A 23,160-nucleotide genomic window follows, 5' to 3' on the forward strand; every position below is an offset into this window, starting at 1 on the left:
ATGATATAGTGATAGGAGAAAAGGTGTTGGAAAGCAATGCCTTTTCTTCTATGTATATGTGACAAGAAGGGGGGAGCTGAAATGAAGAAACATTTTTCAAAGACACAATTAATGGGGATGCTCCTCATCATATTTGGATTCGGTCTTTTTCTTGATATGATACTTGGACATTTTGAACCAGGTGGTCTCATTTTTGCATTTATTATGCTTATGTTTGGAAGGCATTATCGTAAAAAGAATCGTTATGTACGGGGAAATGTATTTTTATTTGTTGGTGGTATCGTATTTTTATTTTTCTTATTTTCATCAGCAGCATTTGTTCTTGTCGTATTTGCTTGTTTAGCTTTAATTGGTTATCAATTGATTCAACAAGGGCATCAGCAAAAAGCAATGAAGGTTGAAATTAAAGAAAAAGGGATTATAGACGAAGAGAAGCAAATATATCGTACAGAAACATATTTGAAAAATATGTTTGTAGGCAATGTGCGAATGATGGATCATATTTATGAACTTGAGGATATTAATGTTCAATATGGTGCTTGTGATGTGGAAATAGATTTAACAACTGCTATGATTCCAGAAGGGGAAACGGTAATTGTTATTCGGGGTGTCGTTGGTAATATTCGTTTATATGTGCCGTATGATATTGAACTTTCTTTAAATCATTCTGTTATTGTCGGACGTGTGCTCTTGCCAGGTCATGAAGAGACAGGGTTTAACCGCAATGTTACATTTAGAACAGAGCAGTATAAAGAGGCTCCTCGACGTATTAAAATTATTTCTTCGCTTGTCGTAGGCGACACGGAAGTGAGGAAAGTATAATGAAGAAACAAAAAAATATTTCGTGGATGTATATTCGTTATTCTATGTTGTCCTCTGTTAGTATCGCACTCATTTGTACAATTGTATATGTATGGAAAAGCGAGCAACAAGTGTATGATTTATTATGGAAGGAATCCATCGCTTCTGTTCCAATTGGCTTGTTTATTATGACTACAAGTTTACTTATCGGGGGAATTGTAGGATATGCAATCGGTTATTATATAGAGCAGCGTATACAAGGATTAAATACTTTTCTATTTGAAGTAGAGCGAGGGAATTTTCCGAGCGATGTTTCGTTTACTGCAGATGATGAATTTCATGAAGTGGAACGAAAAGTAATCGTTCTGGCTCGTCGATTAGAGGAGCAAGCTGGACTCTTTCAAAAAGTAACGAATGAACGAGCTCATTGGAATGAAGAGATGAGACAAGAAGCGATTTCTCAAGAAAGGCATCGTTTAGCAAGGGAGTTGCATGATTCAGTAAGTCAGCAGCTTTTCGCAATGTCGATGATGATGTCAGCGATTAATGAACAAATAACTGAATTTCCAGATGTGACAAAAAAACAATTGCAACTTGTTGAAAATATGGTTGTAAATGCTCAATCAGAAATGAGAGCATTGCTCCTTCATTTACGTCCTGTACAATTGGAAGGTAAGAAACTGACAGAAGGTATAGAGGAATTATTAACGGAATTATCGCGAAAACAACATATGAAAATTGAATGGCTTATTGAGCCAATAGAATTAAAAAAAGGTGTAGAAGATCATTTATTCCGTATTGTGCAAGAAGCGCTATCAAACACGTTGCGACACGCGAAGGCAAAGAAAACAGAAGTGCGCCTTCGAAAAATTGATCAATATGCGATTTTAAAAATCATTGATGACGGCGTTGGGTTTGAAGTAGGGGTTAATAAGGCTGGTTCATATGGCCTAAGATCGATGCAAGAGCGTGTTCATGAAATTGGTGGGACACTTAAGGTACTTAGTTTCCCGGCCAAAGGTACACAAATAGAAGTAAAAGTACCGATTATGATTGAGAGAGGGGGAGAAGTATGATAAAAGTATTGCTTGTCGATGATCATGAAATGGTTCGTATGGGTGTATCGGCATATTTATCGACACAGCCAGATATTGAAGTAGTAGGGGAAGCTGAGAATGGAAGAAAAGGATCAGAATTAGCATTGCAATTAAGGCCGGATATTATTTTAATGGACCTTGTTATGGATGAGATGGATGGTGTCGAAGCAACACGTGCTATTATTCAAGAATGGCCAGAAGCAAAAATTGTAGTTGTAACAAGCTTTTTAGATGACGAAAAATTGTATCCTGTTATTGAGGCTGGGGCGACCAGTTACTTATTAAAAACATCAAGAGCAAGTGATATTGCTGATGCTGTACGAGCTACTTATGATGGAGAAACAGTATTAGAGCCGAAAGTTACCGGGAAAATGATGTCCCGTATGCGTCAAAAGAAAGAGCAACCTTTGCATGATGATTTAACGGAAAGAGAGTTTGAGATTTTGTTATTAATTGCAGAGGGAAAAAGTAATCAAGAGATTGCGGACGAGTTATTTATTGCACTGAAAACGGTAAAGACACATGTGAGTAATATATTAAATAAATTGAATGTAAGTGACCGTACTCAGGCGGTTATTTATGCATTTAGGCATCAATTAACGAAGTGATAAAGTGAAACTTTAATCAGTGGGGAGGTTGTTCCTCTCCCACTGATTATCAGCCCTCACCAATCGGACTTTTACGGGCAGTTAATGCGGGATAAAGTAAAACTTTAATTGGCGGGGAATTCCTCGCTGATTATTGGCTCGATACAATATAGATTTGGCGTTAAAACAATTGAATGTTTTTATTGACGACAAATAATGTAAGCGTTATCATTGAGGTGTTAACAGTACATATAAAGGGGAGAATGTATATGTTAGTTCAAACTATATTCGGAATGGATAAGTCTAAAAAATTAGGGGATTATGTGAACGCATTACAAGCGCTTTGTGAACAATATAATGTTGAAACAGATAAAATTGCGATTATTGAGGCAACAGAGGAATACTATTTATTTTTAGTAAAGCAAGAAGAGCGCTATGATGTTGTCAAGGTAGAAACAGTTGATACGAATATTGAATATTATACGAAGGTTTATAAAATAAGCAGTTTTAATCATGCTGCGTATCAAATGTAAAAAAACTCCCTTTTGGGAGTTTTTTTAGGAGGCTTTTACTTCGTGAGATTCGGTTACTAATGGAACTTTTTTCGTACCGCTTAACTTAGCCATTGCAAGACCAATAAGACCTCCTACTAATGCTGGTATTAGCCAGCCGATTCCTTCATTATATAAAGGGATAAATTCAAAATATGGTGTGATAAATGAAACTGAAATACCACCTTGTTTTAATCCATCAAATACGCTCACTACAGCTGCTCCAATTAAAGCACCTACATAAACAGAGCGATATCCACCGAAGTATTTATGAAGTAATGATAGTAGTACGAGTACAATCGCAATTGGATACACAACAAGTAGAATTGGAACAGAGATTGCGATAATTTTCGTTAAACCTAAGTTGGCAACTAGTAATCCTAATGCGCAAATGATACTCGCGAACGTTTTGTATGAAAATGTAGTCAATAATGTTGAAAAATATTGGCTGCACGCAGATACGAGTCCAACGCATGTCGTTAAACAAGCGAGTGTAACGATAAGAGATAATAGGAGCAAACCGTATGGACCGAATAATTGTTGTACGATAACAGTAAGTAGCTGTCCGCCATTTTTTGCATATCCGAGCGAGACGCTAGTTGCCCCAAGCCAGCCGAGTGCACCGTATACAAGTACGAGCCCTGTAGCGGCAATAAGCCCTGCTTTTGCTGTGGCGATGGCAATGGACTTACGATCATTCACACCTTTAGAGCGAATTGCATTTACAACGATAATTCCGAATGCAAGTGCTGAAATAGTGTCCATTGTTAAGTAGCCTTCCATAAAGCCTTTGAAGATTGGAGAAGTTTGATACTCTTGCATTGCTGGTCCTGATTGCCCAAGTGGTGTAAATACACTTTTAACAAACAATAAGAAAATAGAGAGTAATAAAATAGGTGTTAATACATTTCCAATACGATCAACAAGTTTAGATGGATTCAAACTGAGCCAAAATACGATAGTAAAGAAGATGATTGTATATACAAATAGCACTAGGCTGCTAGAGCGGATTGTTTCTGGTAAGAAAGAACTAACACCCATTTCATAAGCGACATTTGCAACACGTGGGATGCCCATAGATGGACCGATAGCAATGTATACAATTACTGTAAAGAAAATTCCGAATAATGGATGAACATGACTTGCAAGTTGCTGCATTCCATTTCCAGATAGAGAAATTGCGATAACAGTTAGTAGTGGTAAGCCAACTCCTGTTAGTAAAAATCCAATCATTGCTGGCCAAAAGTTTTCACCTGCATTTTGGCCAAGCATGGGAGGGAAAATTAAATTACCTGCCCCAAAAAATAAAGAAAATAGCATAAGACCCGTGAAAAAAATATGTTTTTTTGATACAGTGTTCATTGTTTTTCCTCCTTTTTAAAATTCATTTGTAAGAACACAAAAAACTCGTCCCTAAAGAAAGGGACGAGTTATATTTACCCGCGATACCACCCTAATTTACACATGTAGAAATAAATCTATATGTATACGGCTTTGCAACGTACAACATGATACGTGTTCCTTGTAACGGGGGACGGCCGGTAAGAACTTACTGTAACATTCGGTTCTACTTCTCGGAGATGATTTTCGGTTACGCGCTGAACGTTGGCTTTCAGCAAATCGCCAACTCTCTGGGGAACAGTTCTATAACGTACTCGTTCTCGTCAATGAATTTTTATTCAAGTATTCTGACAGTATTGTTGCATGTTTTTTTTAGAAAGTCAATATGTTTTTTGAAAGATATATTTATATACGGAAATATCGAAAGTGATATTCGTTGTTGTAAAGGAAATGATGAATTGTAAAATGGGAGTGAAAATTTGCGGAGAATTGTAAAATTTATAGAGAAAGTTGATATTTATAGGAGTAAAGAAGGGATTGTTTGAATTTACAGAGAATAATACAACAATCCACTTGCTGGAAAGAACAAACCAAAAGAGGTGACTGAAATGCTTGCGATGGGAGTATTATTTGGCATTATTGCTATAATTGGTTTTATGTGGTTATATTATTCGCGTTCGTTTAAACAAGCAGAAGTTTTACTCTTTCAAAAAGGTAGTTTATTGACAAATCAGTCTAGATATTTAGTATGTCCGAAGTGTGGAAGTGCACAGGCCAGAAGTGGAGGATATCAAGAGTGTTGCAAAATTAGATTATGAAAGAAAGGAAGCCTCACATTATTTTGTGAGGCTTCCTTCCTTACAACTTCATGGCGCTCCAAATTGTCCATCGATCTCTTTCAATAATAGGAGAGACGTTTTGTAATGCGGTCTGTATATGTTGTAGAAGTTGAGAAAGTTCATCATCTGTTAACTCATATAGAATAGATCGACCTGTTCGAGGAGATAAATCTTGCAATAATGCTTCTACAGAATCATGTATTTTTCGTATTTCCCATTGTGTTTGTGTGGGAAGTACATGAAGAGAATGTTTTTGTAATTCTGTCTGTATAGTGTTGGTTTTTGGACGTCTTTTTGACTCTATTTCAATAAGTTTTGGAAATAGAGAGAAAAAATATCCGCGAATGTGTTCGGGACTTCCTGGAATTGTACAATCTTCAATTGTTCGATCTTGTAAAATAAGTACACCGTTTTTATTTAATATACGAGAAGCTTCACGTAAAAATGTAGGAATGTCTTGTAAATGATGAATAACTGCACGCGAAATAACTATGTCGAATGTTTCATTAGGGTATGGGATATTATGTGCATCACCGTGGATGAATGAAATGTTTGAAAAGTTGTTACAATTTTCTTTTGCAGCTTGTAATATTTCTTTTGAAAAATCAAGTCCCACAACATTATTGGCTCCCATAAGAGCGAGTTCTTTCGTATAAATCCCACCACCACAGCCGATATCAATTATTTGCTTGTTTTGTATTTCTGTAATGTTTTTTACCATTTCAGCCCAAGAAATATGAGCGTTTCTTGTTGCATATGTGTACTTATTATTTTCATCATGAAAATTAATGGACATGATAAAGACCTCCTTTCAATGATTAGTATAGCGTATTTAATAGGATGTCACGTTTTTGTTTTATGTATGAAGATTATAAGGATTTCTTATCGTAAGAGGAGGATTAATTTGAAAGGGAAATATGTATTGGTGTTGTTGTTTGTTATGTTACTAGCAGCTTGTGGTCAAGTTGAACCGAAAAAAGAAACAAAAAAAGTAGAAGAGACGGTGAATGAAGTGAAAGAAACAATAGGGGTAACCGTTATACAAAAAAAACATAAAGAGAAAAAGTTGCAGGAATCAGAAGCGAAGTTAGTAATAGACATTTTGAATAAAGCTGAGAAACAAGAAATAACAGGAAGCTTCGGTGAACCTGAATATGAAATACAAATTAGTAGAGATGGGAAAAAAGAAACTTATTATGCATGGTTAAGGGGAGAAGATAGACGAGGATGGGTGCAATATAAGAAAGCTATGTATATGTTGAATGAAAAAGATACGGAAAAGCTTTTGGATATATTTCCAAATGTCTCAGAACAAAAAGAAGATGAGATGCAGGTAAGCCCTTTAACGGAAGTAACAAAAAAAGATTTGCAGATTACCGCGTTTCATATTAAAACAGGCGATCAAAACGTGAATTATACGGTACGGTATACGATTTCACAATCACTATACAATAAGTTAGTGAAGGAGCAAGAATATTATTTGCAACTCAATTTTCCAGAAAAAGTTCAAAAATTAATTGGAGCAAAAGAGAGTGAAATGATTTTAGGTGAAAAAGTAAAGGAAGGGTATAAGCAATATGAATTACATGCTACTGTTCCGATAAACAGCGCTTCAGAATCACAATTAAAATCATTAGAAACATATTACGAAAATTATGATTTGAAAATATTAAACAGTGAAAAAGAAAAAATAGGTGTGTTTCAAAATATAATTCAGATTGTTAAAGATTATGGTGAAAAAATGAATTTTCAAAGATAAAGTGAGACTTTAATTAGCCCTTACGGATTGGAATGAATGTAAACTTGTCAAATCTATATGACCTTTCCTAGGAAATGATAATAGAGAGGGGAAAGCACCCCTCTCTATTACTTTGCTTTTGTAGATGGCTCATTCATTGATTTTCGTGTAATAAGAAAAGAAATCATAAGAGCGGAAAGGATGACAAGGGCAATAAATACGTGATTGGGCAACAAATCTAATAATAATACGTAACTAACGGTATAAAAAATAAGAGTTGAAGCTAAAAACGATAGAGCACCTATTATAAGAGATTGTAAATTCATTTGTGTACACCTCCTTTTATTTATATTTTTGGCTGAAAATGGATTATATAAACATTATTTCTAACAATAGAAAAAAATATGTCATAATAGAGAAAAGAACAAGCTTTGATGAATGATATGATTCATTAATGAGAGATAAAGGAGAGGAATATGAAAAATAATAAAAAAGGATTATGGGGAATTATTGTTGCGATAGGTCTATTTTTACTGTCTAAGTTAAAGTGGGTATTTGCAATTTTTAAATTAGCAAAGTTTTCAACGGTATTTAGTATGTTTCTATCGCTTGGCGCATACGCAGTTCTATATGGTTGGAAATTTGGAGTGGCGCTCATTTATTTGTTGTTTGTTCATGAAATGGGCCATTTATGGGCTGCGAAAAGAAAGGGGATCCCAACATCGCCAGCAATCTTTATTCCATTTATGGGGGCCCTTATTGGAATGAAAGAGATGCCGAAAAATGCGAAAGATGAAGCTTACATTGCCTATATGGGTCCGCTTTTCGGACTTCTGTCATTTTTACCAGCGATACCGCTTTATATAATGACGAAAGAGCCATTTTGGGCGCTTGTTATTTTGCTTGGAAGTATGATTAATTTCTTTAATTTAATTCCCGTTTCGCCGCTAGATGGTGGGCGAATTATTTCAGTTGTCAGTACTAAAATTTGGGGAGCAGGCCTTATTTTATTACTTGGCTATTCAATTTACTTTAAAAGTATTTTGGGAGGATTTATTGTTATTATCGGTTGTATGGAGTTATATAGAGTAATAAAGAGAGATGAGCCGATTAAGGAATTAGGGCATAAAATTGATGGGATGAAAGAATATGTTACTAGGCTTGAAGAGGAATTAAAAGAAACGGGTGCTGTACATCGGACTATATACGTGATGCATCATGAGATGAATGCATTAAGACAAAGAGAACGGGAAAAAGAGTTACAAATAGGTGAACTTCAAAAAATGGAAGTGTTAGAGTATCTTTTACCGAAGTTCGAACCGTTAGATTATGTTCCATATGAAGATGAAAAAGATGAGTATACAATTCACATAAGGGAAGCATTTGAAGCGTCAGAAAGAAAATTAAATGAATGGAAAACAGAAAAGGAACAACAAGAAAACTATTATAAAGTGGATGCGAAAACGAAATGGACAGTATTTGCTTGTTATATCGGATTAATGGCTATACTCGGTTACACAGCTTATGAAGGATATATTGTTTTACAAGAACATTTGCCAACGAGAAATGTATAGAAAAATATTGTCGAAATGATAGGAAGAATTTATACAGGAATTATATTTCTACGAGAGAAAGTTACAAGTATAGTCATACATTGTAATATTTTTAGTAGAGAAGGAGTTCTGTATATGAAGAAATTGTTAAGTGTATTCGGGATTATTATCGTGATGATCATTGCAAGCTATAGTCTTATGAAAGTGCTGTTACATTATGCGAATAAGCCTGCTGAGGTAAATACAATAGCTCAAATAGAAGATGTGCAAGAAGAGACAAAAGTGCTAAATTTTATTCGAATGACACATGAAAGCTATAATAATTTCTTAAATTACGGTAAAGCAGAGAATTATACAGACGGGGATTGGAATCAATTTAAGCAATGGTTTCAACAACAAGAATCATCGTTAAAAAATATACATACAGAAATAAAGAATGAAAAAATAAAACGCGATGTAAATAGAAGCTATGAAATTGTAAAAAAAGGTGTGGAACTTCAAAATATTGAGTATGTAGTGTATGCCCACCGTGTATATCATGACTTGGATATTATCGTAAATAAATATAGAGGTGAAACGAATATCTGGGGATATACGGAGTTTGGCGATGGGAAAGATATAAAAGTAATTGAACAAGCTATACAAACAAAATAATAAGCTAGCTAGAATTCTAGTTAGCTTATTTTCTTTTGTAAATATAATGTTCATATATTATTCACAAAAACACCGTGTTAATAGTGATTAAAATCACAATCTGCATTATAAGATTCAGTTAAACTAAAAACAGTTAAGGAAATAGAGGAGTGGGATACAATGTTAAGTGCAAAAACAATTGAAATCGTAAAGTCAACAGTACCATTATTACAAGAAAAAGGCGTTGAAATTACAACGAGATTTTATGAAATTTTATTTTCGGAACATCCGGAGTTATTGAATATTTTCAACCATACAAATCAGAAAAAGGGAAGACAACAACAAGCGTTAGCGAATGCTGTTTATGCAGCTGCAACGTACATTGATAATTTAGAAGCTATTATTCCAGTTGTAAAACAAATTGGTCATAAGCATAGAAGTTTAGGTATTAAAGCAGAGCATTATCCGATTGTAGGTACATGTTTACTACGTGCCATTAAAGAGGTCGCAGGTGCACCTGATGAAGTTTTAAATGCATGGGGAGAAGCATATGGTGTCATTGCTGATGCATTCATTAGCATTGAAGCAGAGATGTATGAAGAAGCTGCACATAAAGAAGGTGGATGGAAAGACTTCCGCAACTTTGTGATTGTTAAAAAAGTGAAGGAAAGCGATGTTATTACGTCATTTTATTTGAAACCTGAAGATGGAGGGAAAGTTTCTTCATTCATCCCAGGTCAATATGTAACGATTCAAATCAATATTGAAGGTGAGACATATACACATAATCGTCAATACAGTTTATCCGATGCTCCTGGGAAAGAATATTATCGTATTAGTGTAAAAAAAGAAAAAGGTGTAGATACACCAGACGGTAAAGTGTCTAATTACTTACATGAACATGTAAAAGAAGGAGATGTTTTACCAGTAAGTGCACCAGCGGGAGATTTCGTGTTAAATATGGATTCAACATTACCAGTTGTACTAATTAGTGGTGGAGTAGGGATTACACCGATGATGAGTATGTTAAATACGTTAATTGAACAAGATTCAAAACGTAATGTATATTTTGTTCATGCAGCAATAAATAGTAATACACATGCAATGAAAGAACACGTTAAGGCAGTAGAAAATGAATATGAACAAGTTAAAGCATATACTTGTTATTCTGCACCGACTGAAAAAGATTTAGAAATGAAGAACTTTGATAAAGAAGGTTTCATTGAAAGTGAATGGTTAAAAACTATTATTCCGACAACTGAAGCAGAGTTCTATTTCTGTGGTCCAGTAGCATTTATGAAGCATATAAATGCTGCACTAACTGATTTAAGTGTGAAACAAGAGCATATTCATTATGAATTTTTCGGCCCAGCAACAAGCTTACAATAAGCAAAAAAACGAGGTATTTATTTTACCTCGTTTTTTATTTGTTCTCGTAATAAACGGTTTACTGTTTCACGACGTATACCTATCAGTTGACCAATTTCGGTTTGTGTTAATATTTCATATATAGGAATGTCACCTAAATATAGGGTGAACCATTCTTGTAAACGATGAAGACGTTCTTTCGGAGAGACGGTTGTCAATTGATCAATTCGTTGTTGCATCATTCTTAATTTAGATTGCAATTGCATAGCGATGTTAGCATACGATTCGGGATTTGCTTGAAGTCTCTCGTACCATTCACTACTAGTGATCGGTTCCACTTCTGTTTTTATTAAAGCGATAGCTGTACCGTGATATTCTTTCGGTGAAATTAAAGAATGATGAGGTATCGTTTCACCTGGAACGATAATGTTGAATAAAAATGGTGTTCCGTCTTCTTCTAGCCGAACTACTTTTAATAAGCCTGTTTTTATAAAGTATAAAGGACCGTCCTCGCCTTGACGGAATAGTACATCTCCTTTGTGTAGAATCAATGTTAGCCCCCCATTAATATGTTTCTATTTCTTCTATTTTAGCGTATATGTATATAGACAATATGCTATTTCAACAGCAATTTCATTGACGAAATGTATGCTATTACAGTAGTATACTATTTAGTGTGTAATAGTACTAGCAATGAATACGCTGTAGGGGGTTTAGTATATTGTTAGATGCGATGAGAATGACGGATATGAGAATTCCGGCGAATGCTATCATTCATGTAGAAGAGATGAAAGGTGGAGTCGTTTTATCCGTTGAAGTAGACGGCCAAATTATTTATACGATGGCTTATGATGAAGAAACAGATAGCTATGCTGAATTATATGATCGAAACGATAAGAGGGCGTGCCAAGTACATGAAGACTTCATGGGGTGGTCACTTCTTCATTAAAAAAGATGTCAATATGACATCTTTTTTTATTAAATCGATAGAATATACAAAGAAATGAAATATAAGGATAAAATTTGTAATAATTGATTTTGCATTGTTAGCACTCTGTAACTGCAAGTGAACTATTTTTTCGCTATCATAAAGATAACAGTCGCAGTTATAGGAGTGGTCAACTTGAAGAAAGTACATATTTCAAATTATATGTTATTATGTGTTTGTTTAATTTTATTTGTTCTCCTCGGAGGATTTTTATATTCATGTGTATAAGAAAAACGCATTCTAAAAAGAATACGTTATAAAAGGGAAATAATGATTAATCTAGTTCCAAGAATAATCAACGTAATACGTAATAAATTAATTACGGCGTTACCACTTAGTTTTGTATTAATGTAAGCCCCGATTTTTCCGCCAATCCATGCACCCGGAATCAGGATTAATGCATAAATCCAGCTGACATTTCCAAGTGAGATGTGAGTTGCAGAACTTACAATTGCTGATAGAAATACGATGAACATTGAAGTTGCTACTGCAATATGTGCTGGGAATGCAAAAAGAAGCATCATTGCTGGAACAAGTAAGGCACCGCCACCAATTCCAAATAATCCAGATATAAACCCAACTATAAAGGCGATAAAGATAGCAAGAAACGGTGGGAATTGGTAGTGTACAGTATTTCCATCATTATCTGTAAAAGAACGCTTAATTACAGACGTATTTGAGAGGGAAAGAGGTTTTAATTTGTCTCGAAGCATAAGTAGAATTGAGACGAATATAAGGAAAATCCCAAAGTATAAAGAAAATGTGTCTTGGTTTAAAAATTTATTTGCCCATGATCCGATAATACCACCAGGGCCGCTTCCGATAAATAAAATAAGTCCACTTTTATAATCTACTCGCTTATGCTTCATGTAAGTAAGGGTGGAAGATAGTCCTGTGAAAACGACTGTTACCATAGAAGTCCCTACTGCAAGTTGTGGTGATAAACTGTGTAATCCAATTAATAACGGAACAATAATAATTCCGCCTCCAAGCCCAACTAGGCTGCCGACTGTTCCGGCGATTAGTCCGATGAAAAGTAACATGATGTATTCCAAAATTGCCAACTCCTCTAAATAACTTATCCACCAATTATTATACACGCTTTTTAATGAGAAATAGGCTTGTTCACAAAAAAGTCGTCTTCCTAGAAAAATAAGGAAGACGACTTTTGATTAGAAAACAAAATGTAATAGGTAGTAAAACAGAGCAGCTAAAGAAGCTGAAATAGGAAGTGTAATAACCCATGTAATTAACATGCGTTTTGCAGTTCCCCATTTTACCCCTTTCACACGGTGAGAAGCACCAACCCCTAAAATAGAAGAAGAGATAACGTGCGTCGTACTAACCGGTAAGTGAATGAATGTTGCACCGAAAATAACAAGTGATGATGATAAATCGGCAGCTACACCATTTACAGGACGAATTTTCATAATTTGTCCACCGACAGTTTTAATAATTTTCCATCCGCCGACAGAAGTACCAAGCCCCATTGCGATAGCACAAGATAATTGTACCCAGAACGGGATATCGCTAGAAGTATGATAGTTATTAGCCATAAGAGCCATCGTAATGATTCCCATTGCTTTTTGTGCATCATTCGTACCGTGTGTGTAGGCTTGTAATGCTGCAGTGAAAATCTGGAATATACGGAAGTTCTTATTCGTTTTTGTTAAGTTAAAGTTTTTAAATACTACTTTAAAAATACTGTATACGGTATAACCAATAACGAAAGCGATAATCGGTGAAATGATTAAAGCTTCAATAATTTTAATAAATCCTTTAAGATTTAGCGAGCTAATCCCAGCGGCCGCAATTGCTGCACCTGCGATTGAGCCGATAATTGCATGCGAAGAACTACTTGGAATACCGTAGTACCAAGTAATTAAGTTCCAAGCTATTGCCGCAAGCAAAGCAGCTAAAATTACAAGAGAACCATTTTGTAAGGCGAATGGATCAACGATATCTTTTGTAATCGTTTTTGCTACACCTGTAAATGTCATTGCGCCTAAAAAGTTCATAATAGCCGCCATAATAATGGCATGTCTAGGCTTTAGAGCTTTCGTTGAAACAGCCGTTGCAATAGCGTTTGCTGTATCGTGAAATCCATTGATAAAGTCAAAAGCTAAAGCGCAAATGACTACTAAAACGGTCAGTATCAAGAGTGTATCCATGATCAAACTCCTTACGCGTTCTTCATAATAATTGTTTCTAATACGTTTGCAACGCTTTGACAGCTATCAGCTACTTCTTCAAGCTCTTCGTAAATCTCTTTAAATTGAATAATCTTAATCGGATCTTTTTCACGAGAGAATAAGTTCTTAATCGCATGACGGCGAATATCATCACACTGTGATTCATAATCCTTAATCTTAATCGCATTTGTACGAATGTCGACTAATTTTTTGTTAGACATTAATTCAACAGAGTTTGCAATCTCAATCGCACATTGATTAATTGCTTCTACGAATTTAATCATGTATTCATCAGCTTCTGTAATAGAATACATTTCGAACAGACCAGCACTGTGATCTAATCCGTCTAATACATCATCCATACTCATTGCAAGTTGTAGGATGTCCTCACGCTCAATCGGAGTGATAAACGCTTTGTTTAACTCCATAATGATTTCGTGAATAAATGAGTCACCTTTTGACTCATACTCTTTCATGCGCATAGAAAACTCTTTTAAATCGCTAGCATTTTTAATTTTATACTCCACGAAAAACTGCGCGCCTTCTTTTAAATTTTCGGAAACATTCATTAACATTTCAGAAAATTTATCTTTTTTTGATTTAAAGACCATTATTGTTACCCCCACAAAAGTAATATATGTAAAATATATTGGCTAATCAATTCTAACAAAAAACTGTCGTTTTTTAAAACATTTTATCGAAAAGTTTACAAAAACTTAACATAACTCTCGTTGTTCTATTAATAATATTAATATCCAATAGTGAATATCTTACTTGTAGAATGTCCTTTTCTTGCAAAAAGTATGAATGCAAAAGAAAAGCTTTACACTATAGGAATGACTACGTTATTATAATAAATTTAAAAGGCGGTATATTCTTCCTTTTAAAAAGAAGAGTGTAAATAAATGAAGGAAGTGAACGAATGAAATTGAAGAACACTCATTTTAAAAAAATGCTTGAGTGGTTCAATAAGAGGAAGAAACTTCGTAATTCATTAATTGTATTGGGAAGTGTATTCGTTACTCTATTTATTGCTGTAAATATAATAATTTCCATTCAAGACATATCTGAATTAAAACAAGCTGTTCCACAACCGACTTTAATTTATGATGCAAATAATGAGGTCGCAACTAAATTAGCTTCTTCGAAAACAGAAGGCGTTAAAAGAAAAGATATTCCTGATATTATGGTTCAGGCAATTGTTGCAGTAGAAGATAAGGAATTTTTTAACCATCATGGTATTTATTATAGTGGAATTATAAGTGCGGTTTTTAAAAATATTACAGCAGGAGAAGTTGTAGCTGGGGGAAGTACAATTACACAGCAGCTTGCGAAGAATGTATTTCTGACACAAGATCGTACATTTTCTCGTAAAATAAAGGAATACTTTTTAACAAAAAAAATAGAACGTACTTATACAAAAGATGAAATTATTGAAATGTATATGAATCAAATTTATTTTGGGGAAGGTGCTTGGGGGATAAAGAGGGCAGCTAAATCTTATTTTGATAAAGAGGTAAAAGATTTATCAATTTCAGAAGCTGCAACGATTGCGGGATTAATTAAAGCGCCGTCTGCGTATTCGCCTTATAAAAACTTTAATAAATCAATTGAACGACGTAATGTCGTATTAAGTTTAATGAAAGAGCAAGGGTATATTTCTGACGAACAGTATAATAAAGAAAAAGAGTCAGGCCTTGTATTAAAACGTGGGGTTGATGATAAATACAAAGGTAAATACTCCCAATATGTAGACTATATAGTTAGGGAAGCGATGGAAAAGTACGAATTAACACAAAATGAAATTTTAGCGGGTGGTTATCGTATTTATACAGAGCTTGACCCGAAAAAACAACAGGCTGTAGAAGACGTTGTGAATAATGATAGTTATTTCAAAGATAGTGGCTCAGACCAACTTATGCAAACGGGTGTAGTTCTTATAAATCCCAAAACAGGCGGTGTTCCAGCTTTAGTTGGTGGTAGAGGACCATATCAGTTTTTACAATTTAATCATGCTACGCAATTAAAAAGACAACCAGGTTCAACGTTAAAGCCTCTAGCTGTATATGTACCCGCTTTAGAACAAGGGTATGAAGTATACGATATATTAAAGGATGAACCATTTCATATTAAAGAATATGAACCGAAAAATAGTGATCAGGCTTTTCATGGTAATGTGACAATGTATGAAGCGGTAGCAAAGTCGTATAATGTTTCCGCTGTGTGGCTATTAGAACAAATAGGATTAGATAAAGGATTGAAATCTTTAGAGCGATTTGGTATTCCATTAGTACCAGAAGACCGTACGTATCCAATTGCTTTAGGTGGGATGCATGTAGGGACATCACCATTTGTAATGGCCCAAGCATATAGTACATTTGCTAATGATGGGGTTCAAGTAGAGGCTCATGCAATTAGAGAAGTTCAAAATGCTGAAGGAGAAATAATAGGGAAATGGTATAAGAAAGAGACACGAGTGACGAGTGAGAAAATTGCTCAAAAGATGACGTATTTATTAAAAGGTGTTGTAGAAAAGGGAACAGGTGGAAAAGCGAAAGTTACTAATGTTGATACAGCAGGAAAGACAGGGACTACTCAACTTGTAAATGGTCCGAGCGTAGGGGCAAAGGACTCGTGGTTTGTAGGATACACACCAGATTTAGTAGGTGCGATTTGGGTAGGATATGACAAAACAGATAGCGAGCATTATGTTCCAGGTGGTAGTCAAATTACAACGACGATGTTCCGGGATATCATGAAAAAAGCAAATGCAAACCCAGCCCAAAAAGCGTTCCAATTGTCGTTAATATCTGAAGCGGACTATAAAAAACAATTGCAAACAATTGAAGAAGAAAAGCGAAGAAAAGAAGAAGAAAAGAAAAGGCAAGAAGAAGAACAACAAAGGAAAAAAGAACAGCAAGAGTGGTTTAATAAAGTGAAAGAGTGGATTCCATCATTATGGTAAAAAAAGAGGCGAATTTCGTTATTCGCCTCTTTCTCATGTGAAAAATAAAGTTTGCTCATAATTTGTGAGGTAAATGCTACTATTCATTAAGAGTAATGTTCGTACTGCCAAAGGATTGGGAATCGTATGTGATGATTATTGTTCCTTTACTAATCGGTTCGTATAGTAATTCTTCTTCATAACTACCATTATTTTCATTATGGATAGACAGCGTGATTTCATCAATTCCTTTATTTGTATATTGATTTTTAATCGTTTCAGCAATTTGAAGTAGAGTTTCGTAACTAGGAGCTTCCGTAATAAGCATTCCTTTTATAACTTTTTTTTCATTATTTGTGGAATTGGAATAAAGGATGTTGTTTTGTTTCGTATACAAAAGTGTGTATGGAACTGTTTTTCTCTCTGCTTTTGAAATAGTGGAATATTTTAGAGTTAAAAAAAATCCTACACATAAAATAATGCATATCATAAGAGCAATCCAAATGCGTATCGGTGACATAACTCTCATTTTTCATCCCTCTTTCATATCTTTGACTTCATTATTTATCATACAAAATGAGGATTAAGATAGAGTAAATTTGAGGTAAAGAAACGTAAAGAAGGAGCACTTATCCTCCCAAACAAGTGCTCCTTTTTATTAAAAGAGAGATTTAATAGTCAATCAAAATCACATCTATTACTTATAAATGTGCTTAGTCCTCCCAAAATATTTTCGGAAATTGTGGTTAGTAAATTCGGAAGACAGATAGTGTCGCAGTTGTATCGCCCGCAGGTCCTTGTTGAGCCCCTTGAGCACCAGTAGTCCCCGTAGTTCCTCCGCCTAGGCAACCAGATCCATATTGAACTAGAATAGCTTGACCAAGAGTTTGAAGAAGTCTAACAAATTCTGTGAGTTCTGACTTAGGGATGTTAATATGGCTACATGCTCTTACTTCGCAACAATCATTACCATAAAATACTTTTCCTTTATTTTTATTGTTCATCTTTTCATTCTTTTCTTTCATAGAATCATTAGTCATTACTATATATTAAAATGAAATTTATACTAAATTCGTGATGGACAAACTACCATTTCTAAAAAAATAAGAAATTGGCCCACATAGAAAGAAATAAGTAAGATATAGAGAAAGGTTTATATAATGTAAAGAAGAAAAGTGCAACATAAAAAACTACATGCTAATTGTTGGGAGTGTTTAACAATTGGCATGTAGTTCGTGCATTAGTCCTTTATTTACATTGATTTAATTTTTCAAGGGTTGTTTTAGGTAAGATTGGAATAGAAATAGTGAAAGTTGTACCGTTTGAAGCACTAGTCATTTTGAGCGTGCCGTTATGATTTTGGATGATTTTTTTTGTTACTGACAAGCCTAGTCCTGTTCCCGAATCCTTCGTTGAGAAGAATGGATCAAAGATATATTCTTGAATAGCTGGAGGAATACCAATTCCATTATCTGTGAAAGTAATCCGAACGAAGTTATCAAGGCGATAACTAGTAATTTGAATAGAAAGAGGTTTGTCGCCTTGAGCATCGACGGCATTTTGAAATAGATTTAAAAACACTTGAACAAGTTCATGTCGATCAATATTGACTAAAATATCATCTAATTCATTAGAGAAGTTATAATCAATTGAAATATTATGCAAGGAAACTTCACTAACTAGTAACTGTTGAATATAGTCACGTAAAAATGTATTAATGGGAAACGGTTCTCTTGTAAATTCCCGTGTTTTTGAAATGGCTAAAAATTTTGTAATAATATTATTTGCACGATCTAATTCAGGGATAAGCAAATTTTTAAATAACTCTTTATTTGATGGAGAAACGCTTTCTTGTAAAAATTGTAAGTATCCTCGTACTGTTGTAAGAGGATTTCGTACTTCGTGTGCAATTCCAGCTGCGATTCGCCCTGCTAACGAAAACTTCTCTGCATCACGTTCTGTATTTAAATAATGAAAGACACTAATAACTCTAAAAATCTCCCCGTTATAATCGCGAATAATTCGGTTATTTATAATGCCATAGTTTTTGTCTAAAACTTCTTCATTATATATTTCTGTTCCCGTTTTTAATGTTTCAATCGCTTTAATTTTTTCTTCCGGCAAGTTTAGTAATTGTTGAATCGGTTTTCCGATAATATCATTTCGTATTACACCGAAATCATCTGCAGCAACTTGATTACATAAAGTAATATTCCCTTTACTATCGACAAAGGTTACATGATGTGAAAAGGCATCAAAAATATGTACAAAGTGTTTTTCGAGTTGTTCAAATAAAAATAATGAATCACAAGTAAGTTGAAAATGAGCCTCTTTATTTTCTTTTGGTATTTCTTGAATGGAATGGGTTGTTCTAGTTTTCTTTATTCGTAAACCAATATGTGGATTTTTGTATGTGAAATGATGTGGTAATTGATTCACAAGTTCTTCATAAAAACGTACTTTATTTTCTAGTTCTTCAATTCGTTTTTCATGAGATACAGTAGCATCGTTTGGAAGCATAAATAAATAACCCCTCATTTTAAAAATTCTTCCATATAGTATATCATATTTTTATAAGGATACTCTTAAAGAAAAGGCTACATGATGCAAAGTGTTTGGAAAGTGAATAGAAGATGAAGTTAAAAAGGGAGGGGTATATGTGCTGTTTATTGGAGTGACAGGATGGGGAGATCATGATTCTTTATACATAAATCCCTATGAAAATAGAAATAAATTACGAACATACAGCGAGTATTTTCCTATAGTAGAAGTGGATAGCTCATTTTATGCGATGCAACCTGCACGAAACTATACAAAATGGGCAATGGAAACACCGAAAGATTTTTCTTTTATCGTAAAAGCATATCAAGGAATGACAGGACATATGAAAGGTGAAATTCCTTTTTCTACGTTCGATGAGATGTTTGATGTGTATAAACAGTCTATTCTTCCTTTAATAGAAGCTGATAAATTAAAAACAATTTTATTTCAATATCCACCATGGTTTGATTGCAAAAAGAAAAATGTAGATTTTCTCCGATATACAAAAGAAAAAATGGAAGGTTTGCCGTGTGCGATAGAATTTCGAAATCAAACATGGTTTTATCCAGAAATGAGAGATAAGACGTTACAGTTTCTAGAACAGGAGAAATGGGTTCATACAATTTGTGATGAACCACAGGCTGGGATAGGTTCTGTGCCACTCGTGTTAGAGGTTACGAATTCAGACATGGCATTAATACGTTTTCACGGTCGAAATGTTCATGGTTGGCTTGATAAAGGGGAAAATTGGAGAGCGGTTCGCTGTTTATATCGCTACAACAATAAAGAACTGGAAGAATGGGTTGAACGACTAGAGCAATTAAAAAAGAAAACAAAGGATATATACGTACTGTTTAACAACAATTCAGGTGGGGATGCAGCAGATAATGCGAAACAGCTTATGAAAATGATGAACATTACATATGGTGAGCCGAAGCCGGAGCAATTAAATTTTTTTGAATGATAATAAACAAGAAAGGCACTGTACAAACAGGGGGAATGTACAGTGCCTTTCTATATGAAAAAGAGGGGTAACAATGTTACTGAGCGTTTGGTTGATTCATCAATTGTTGGCTTCATAATAAATGATAATGGTTATCATTATCATTGTCAATGGTTTTTCTAAAAATATATAAAAAACTTTGTATATTTTAAATAGAGATAAAAAAAAGAACAGCATTAATGCTGTTCTTTTCCGTTGACGAATTGCTGTAAATCAAAAGGAGTTATCGCCTGGATAAATTCTTTTGAGATAAGTGTTTGAACGAGAGTGCTCTCAGAGATAGAAGCACCTGTTTTCTTTTCATAAGCTTGTTTTAATAAATCAAGTTTTTCAGCCGTTTCTTTTGGTAATTCAATTGTAAGTGTGTTCATAATTTCTCCCCCTTATTATTAGAGTACCACTACAATATAGGAGAGACAAGAAAAGAGAATATGAAATATAAAAAAGGTTACCAAATTTTCAAATGGTAACCTTTTTTATGTATAAGAGTTATTAAGCAATACCGATATACTTTAAAGTTTTTGATGGAGTACTGTGATCAAAGAAGTGTTGTAAAAATGCAATATCAACACCTGATTTGTATGCACAATAACCCCAAGTTTTTCGAAGTGTATGTGAGCTAATCCCTTCTAATCCAACTTCTTTTGCAGCTTTGTTTAAAATGTACCATGCATGTTGTCTCGTAATAGATTTTGTTCCTTTTTGAGATTTTAACAATGGTTCATTACGTTTCCAAGTTTTACGTTCTTTCATGTAGTCTTCGATTGCGTGCTGTAAGTCTTCATTTACAGCAAACCATTTATGTTTCTTCACTTTTTCATTGTAAAATAAAATGGAATGGCGAACATTTTCATTTTCATCGATTACATCACTAACTTTTAATTGTAAGATTTCACTTACTTTTAAGCCAGAATTTACAGCTAATACGAATAATAAGCCATCACGTTTCGAAGATTGTAAAAGTATATTTTTGATAGTTTCTAATTGTTTTTCATTTTGAATAGGTTGTCCTGCTTGTTTCATTTCACGCACTCTCCTCTTTTATATGTGTAAAGGAAAGGATTAACTTGTTTCTTACTATAAAGGGAGAGTGTGAATTTCATGTGAACTCCTAGTGAAATTAAGACAAATTATTTGACTTCTTTTACTTTTTGTAAATTGAAATAGAATACAACACTGTTAGTCGTATTATACACACCGTATTCGGCATGATGGAGGTCTAAAATGTTTTTTACAATAGATAATCCGAGACCGGTACCTCCAGTGTGACGGCTACGTGATGCATCTAGACGATAGAAGCGATCCCAAATTTTTTCAAGACTTTCTTCAGGGATAGGGTTTCCTGTATTCTCGATTTCGACTTTTACGGTATCTTCTGCTTCTATAATGGAGACTTGTATTTTTTCTCCCTCTGGCGTATAACGGATTGCATTACTTAGTAAGTTCACAACTACTTGCTCAATGCGACTGCGATTTGCTTTAACAAGTATAGAAGGGTCTGCATCGATGTTCACTTGTAAATGTTTTTCTTCCATGCTAAATAATAATTTTGTGTAGACTTGTTGCGTTAATTCACCGATTGAGAACGTCGTCATATCTAGTTTGTAAGTACCAGATTCCAACTTTGCTAATTCTAACATTTCAACAATCAGCCTGTTCATATTTTCTGTTTCTTCTAAAATAACATCAGTATAATACGAAGTATCCTTACTAACACCATCTTTAATTCCTTCTGCAAAACTTCTAATTACACTTAGCGGTGTTTTTAATTCGTGTGATACGCCAGAAATGAATTCTTTTCTTGTTTTTTCTAATTGACGTTCACGTTCAATATCTTGTTGTAACTTTGTATTAGCAACATTTAATCGATCGATTCGATCTTTTAAATTTACAGATAATGTATTGATACTGCCAGAAAGCCCGCCAATTTCATCGTCAGCTGTAACAGGTAATTTCTCGCTGAAATCAAAATTAGCCATTTTTTTTGTAACACGATTTATTTTAATTAATGGCTTAACAATGATTTTTGAGTAGTAGAAGGATAACAAAATAATTACGAGAAACACGATGATTAAGGCATAGACATAATAATCTTTTAAAACGAGCATCGCTTCATTAACAGGCTGCAAAGATGCTATCGCAAAAGCGTATTCTGTAATCCTTCCATTTTCTATAATCGGTTTTACAAAGATACTATTTTTTATATTTTCTCCGCCATCTAATATGAAAGTACTTAATTGGTTCGAGTTAGAAGTTCCCTCTCTAATCATATCTGCAAAATATTGAACGGCTTGTAATGTTTCAATATCATTTGCAAGACGAACCTCCGCTTTGGATGGGAGCTGTAACTTAGTTATAACACCTGTAAAGACGATTCGAGTTGTAGATTTGTATCGGCTTGCAAGTCTGTTCTTAGAAGGGTTACCATTAATTGACTGAAAATCCGAATAGAAATGTTCGTTCTGCCATTGATTATAATTCGTTCCTAATTTTTGTGGTGTGATTATATTATTCTCTTGTACGACTCCATCAACATTGATTATTACATCTTTTTTTAAACCTAAATTTTCGAATTTATTATATTCTTCTGGTGTTAAAAGATTATTAAGTGGAATGGAATACTGTTTATTATTGTTGGGATTAAATACATCGATATAGTAATTGTTATCACTTTTAATAATACCGTTAGAATCCAAAAACTGCATATCGGCATTTGTTTTATCATGAAATTCTTGTTTTAATTTTCTAACCTGCTCATAACTTTTATCACTTTTATCATAATTATCTACGAATTTTTCAAAAGCAGTTTGGACTGTTTTTACTTTCTTATTAATATAAAATTTCTCTAAAAATAGAGATTGTCCTAGGAAAAAAAGTAGGAATATGATTGTAAATAAAGTGGATGTTAATAAAAATAGTTTAAAGACGATACTTCTGTTTTTCACTGCGTCACCTCTTATGAGAAATACTGTAAATGATTTCTT

25 protein-coding genes and 1 other annotated feature are annotated in these 23,160 nt (G+C 34.1%); of the genes, 12 read left to right on the forward strand and 13 right to left on the reverse strand.

Going from position 1 to position 23,160, the window contains the following annotated elements; translation table 11 throughout:
* Nucleotides 1-81: 81 nt before the first annotated feature.
* From liaF to ACTFRU_RS10470, 4 genes are all read left to right on the forward strand, one after another.
* Complete coding sequence (gene liaF / locus ACTFRU_RS10455; RefSeq protein ID WP_000716095.1) at nt 82-822, forward strand: cell wall-active antibiotics response protein LiaF; 741 nt, start codon at nt 82-84, stop codon at nt 820-822.
* Entirely contained in the window at nt 822-1,877 is a 1,056-nt protein-coding gene (locus ACTFRU_RS10460) for a sensor histidine kinase (protein ID WP_000744326.1), read from the forward strand. The genes liaF and ACTFRU_RS10460 overlap by 1 nt, the downstream gene beginning before the upstream one ends.
* Entirely contained in the window at nt 1,874-2,506 is a 633-nt protein-coding gene (locus ACTFRU_RS10465; RefSeq protein WP_000598707.1) for a response regulator, read from the forward strand. The genes ACTFRU_RS10460 and ACTFRU_RS10465 overlap by 4 nt, the downstream gene beginning before the upstream one ends.
* 173 nt (nt 2,507-2,679) lie before the next feature.
* Entirely contained in the window at nt 2,680-3,018 is a 339-nt protein-coding gene (locus ACTFRU_RS10470) for a DUF3922 domain-containing protein (RefSeq protein ID WP_440037631.1), read from the forward strand.
* 24 nt (nt 3,019-3,042) lie between these two features.
* On the opposite strand, the gene brnQ3 is transcribed toward ACTFRU_RS10470, so the two are convergent.
* The gene (gene brnQ3 / locus ACTFRU_RS10475; protein ID WP_016122166.1) at nt 3,043-4,398 is read right to left on the reverse strand and encodes a branched-chain amino acid transport system II carrier protein BrnQ3; all 1,356 of its coding nucleotides are present in this window, start codon (nt 4,396-4,398) and stop codon (nt 3,043-3,045) included.
* 56 nt (nt 4,399-4,454) lie between these two features.
* Nucleotides 4,455-4,713, reverse strand: a binding site (T-box leader).
* 272 nt (nt 4,714-4,985) lie between these two features.
* On the opposite strand from brnQ3, the gene ACTFRU_RS10480 reads away from it, so the two are divergent.
* The gene (locus ACTFRU_RS10480; RefSeq protein ID WP_000880630.1) at nt 4,986-5,195 is read left to right on the forward strand and encodes a hypothetical protein; all 210 of its coding nucleotides are present in this window, start codon (nt 4,986-4,988) and stop codon (nt 5,193-5,195) included.
* A 40-nt stretch (nt 5,196-5,235) separates the two neighbouring features.
* On the opposite strand, the gene ACTFRU_RS10485 is transcribed toward ACTFRU_RS10480, so the two are convergent.
* Entirely contained in the window at nt 5,236-6,012 is a 777-nt protein-coding gene (locus ACTFRU_RS10485; protein ID WP_000026285.1) for a class I SAM-dependent methyltransferase, read from the reverse strand.
* Nucleotides 6,013-6,120: 108 nt separating this feature from the next.
* On the opposite strand from ACTFRU_RS10485, the gene ACTFRU_RS10490 reads away from it, so the two are divergent.
* The gene (locus tag ACTFRU_RS10490; RefSeq protein WP_006915519.1) at nt 6,121-6,975 is read left to right on the forward strand and encodes a hypothetical protein; all 855 of its coding nucleotides are present in this window, start codon (nt 6,121-6,123) and stop codon (nt 6,973-6,975) included.
* Between the two features lie 107 nt (nt 6,976-7,082).
* Here ACTFRU_RS10490 and ACTFRU_RS10495 read toward each other — a convergent pair whose 3' ends face one another.
* The gene (locus ACTFRU_RS10495) at nt 7,083-7,280 is read right to left on the reverse strand and encodes a hypothetical protein (protein ID WP_001053357.1); all 198 of its coding nucleotides are present in this window, start codon (nt 7,278-7,280) and stop codon (nt 7,083-7,085) included.
* A gap of 150 nt (nt 7,281-7,430) precedes the next feature.
* On the opposite strand from ACTFRU_RS10495, the gene ACTFRU_RS10500 reads away from it, so the two are divergent.
* The 3 genes from ACTFRU_RS10500 (at nt 7,431) to hmpA (ending at nt 10,529) form a co-directional block, all read left to right on the forward strand.
* Nucleotides 7,431-8,528, forward strand: coding sequence for a site-2 protease family protein (locus tag ACTFRU_RS10500; protein WP_000794491.1), 1,098 nt, complete (start codon nt 7,431-7,433; stop codon nt 8,526-8,528).
* Nucleotides 8,529-8,642: 114 nt separating this feature from the next.
* Nucleotides 8,643-9,161 (forward strand): hypothetical protein, encoded by a 519-nt coding sequence (locus tag ACTFRU_RS10505; protein WP_000735526.1) that lies wholly within the window; start codon nt 8,643-8,645, stop codon nt 9,159-9,161.
* A 159-nt stretch (nt 9,162-9,320) separates the two neighbouring features.
* Nucleotides 9,321-10,529, forward strand: coding sequence for an NO-inducible flavohemoprotein (hmpA, locus tag ACTFRU_RS10510; protein WP_006915513.1), 1,209 nt, complete (start codon nt 9,321-9,323; stop codon nt 10,527-10,529).
* Nucleotides 10,530-10,546: 17 nt separating this feature from the next.
* On the opposite strand, the gene ACTFRU_RS10515 is transcribed toward hmpA, so the two are convergent.
* Entirely contained in the window at nt 10,547-11,059 is a 513-nt protein-coding gene (locus tag ACTFRU_RS10515; RefSeq protein WP_000600585.1) for a Crp/Fnr family transcriptional regulator, read from the reverse strand.
* A 170-nt stretch (nt 11,060-11,229) separates the two neighbouring features.
* Between ACTFRU_RS10515 and ACTFRU_RS10520 the strand changes: the two genes are divergently transcribed.
* Nucleotides 11,230-11,457, forward strand: a complete 228-nt coding sequence (locus ACTFRU_RS10520) for a hypothetical protein (protein WP_000883009.1) — start codon at nt 11,230-11,232, stop codon at nt 11,455-11,457.
* 293 nt (nt 11,458-11,750) lie between these two features.
* Here the strand turns inward: ACTFRU_RS10520 and ACTFRU_RS10525 are convergent, their stop codons facing one another.
* From ACTFRU_RS10525 to ACTFRU_RS10535, 3 genes are all read right to left on the reverse strand, one after another.
* Nucleotides 11,751-12,551 carry a sulfite exporter TauE/SafE family protein gene (locus ACTFRU_RS10525; protein WP_000455762.1) on the reverse strand — a complete coding sequence of 267 codons (801 nt, stop codon included), beginning with the start codon at nt 12,549-12,551 and terminating at the stop codon, nt 11,751-11,753.
* 117 nt (nt 12,552-12,668) lie between these two features.
* The gene (locus tag ACTFRU_RS10530; RefSeq protein ID WP_000380273.1) at nt 12,669-13,667 is read right to left on the reverse strand and encodes an inorganic phosphate transporter; all 999 of its coding nucleotides are present in this window, start codon (nt 13,665-13,667) and stop codon (nt 12,669-12,671) included.
* Nucleotides 13,668-13,678: 11 nt separating this feature from the next.
* A complete protein-coding gene (locus ACTFRU_RS10535) occupies nt 13,679-14,299 on the reverse strand; it encodes a DUF47 domain-containing protein (protein ID WP_000231449.1) in 621 nt (206 codons plus the stop codon).
* 311 nt (nt 14,300-14,610) lie between these two features.
* Here ACTFRU_RS10535 and ACTFRU_RS10540 point away from each other — a divergent pair, with 311 nt between their 5' ends.
* Nucleotides 14,611-16,653, forward strand: a complete 2,043-nt coding sequence (locus ACTFRU_RS10540; protein WP_290102272.1) for a transglycosylase domain-containing protein — start codon at nt 14,611-14,613, stop codon at nt 16,651-16,653.
* Nucleotides 16,654-16,732: 79 nt separating this feature from the next.
* Here the strand turns inward: ACTFRU_RS10540 and ACTFRU_RS10545 are convergent, their stop codons facing one another.
* From ACTFRU_RS10545 to ACTFRU_RS10555, 3 genes are all read right to left on the reverse strand, one after another.
* Entirely contained in the window at nt 16,733-17,161 is a 429-nt protein-coding gene (locus tag ACTFRU_RS10545) for a hypothetical protein (protein ID WP_006915455.1), read from the reverse strand.
* A 217-nt stretch (nt 17,162-17,378) separates the two neighbouring features.
* A complete protein-coding gene (locus tag ACTFRU_RS10550) occupies nt 17,379-17,657 on the reverse strand; it encodes a hypothetical protein (protein ID WP_002023636.1) in 279 nt (92 codons plus the stop codon).
* Nucleotides 17,658-17,880: 223 nt separating this feature from the next.
* Entirely contained in the window at nt 17,881-19,152 is a 1,272-nt protein-coding gene (locus tag ACTFRU_RS10555; protein ID WP_000937247.1) for an ATP-binding protein, read from the reverse strand.
* Nucleotides 19,153-19,291: 139 nt separating this feature from the next.
* Between ACTFRU_RS10555 and ACTFRU_RS10560 the strand changes: the two genes are divergently transcribed.
* Nucleotides 19,292-20,137 (forward strand): DUF72 domain-containing protein, encoded by an 846-nt coding sequence (locus tag ACTFRU_RS10560; protein ID WP_197323583.1) that lies wholly within the window; start codon nt 19,292-19,294, stop codon nt 20,135-20,137.
* A 215-nt stretch (nt 20,138-20,352) separates the two neighbouring features.
* Here the strand turns inward: ACTFRU_RS10560 and ACTFRU_RS10565 are convergent, their stop codons facing one another.
* The 3 genes from ACTFRU_RS10565 to ACTFRU_RS10575 form a co-directional block, all read right to left on the reverse strand.
* Nucleotides 20,353-20,547, reverse strand: a complete 195-nt coding sequence (locus ACTFRU_RS10565; protein ID WP_001094860.1) for a DUF3924 domain-containing protein — start codon at nt 20,545-20,547, stop codon at nt 20,353-20,355.
* A 121-nt stretch (nt 20,548-20,668) separates the two neighbouring features.
* Entirely contained in the window at nt 20,669-21,199 is a 531-nt protein-coding gene (locus tag ACTFRU_RS10570) for a tyrosine-type recombinase/integrase (RefSeq protein ID WP_000806236.1), read from the reverse strand.
* 107 nt (nt 21,200-21,306) lie between these two features.
* A complete protein-coding gene (locus ACTFRU_RS10575) occupies nt 21,307-23,121 on the reverse strand; it encodes a sensor histidine kinase (protein WP_000797516.1) in 1,815 nt (604 codons plus the stop codon).
* Nucleotides 23,122-23,160 lie beyond the last annotated feature (39 nt).

Source organism: Bacillus cereus group sp. MYBK220-1 (assembly GCF_051916445.1).
In the GTDB taxonomy this organism is placed as follows: Bacteria; Bacillota; Bacilli; order Bacillales; family Bacillaceae_G; genus Bacillus_A; species Bacillus_A cereus.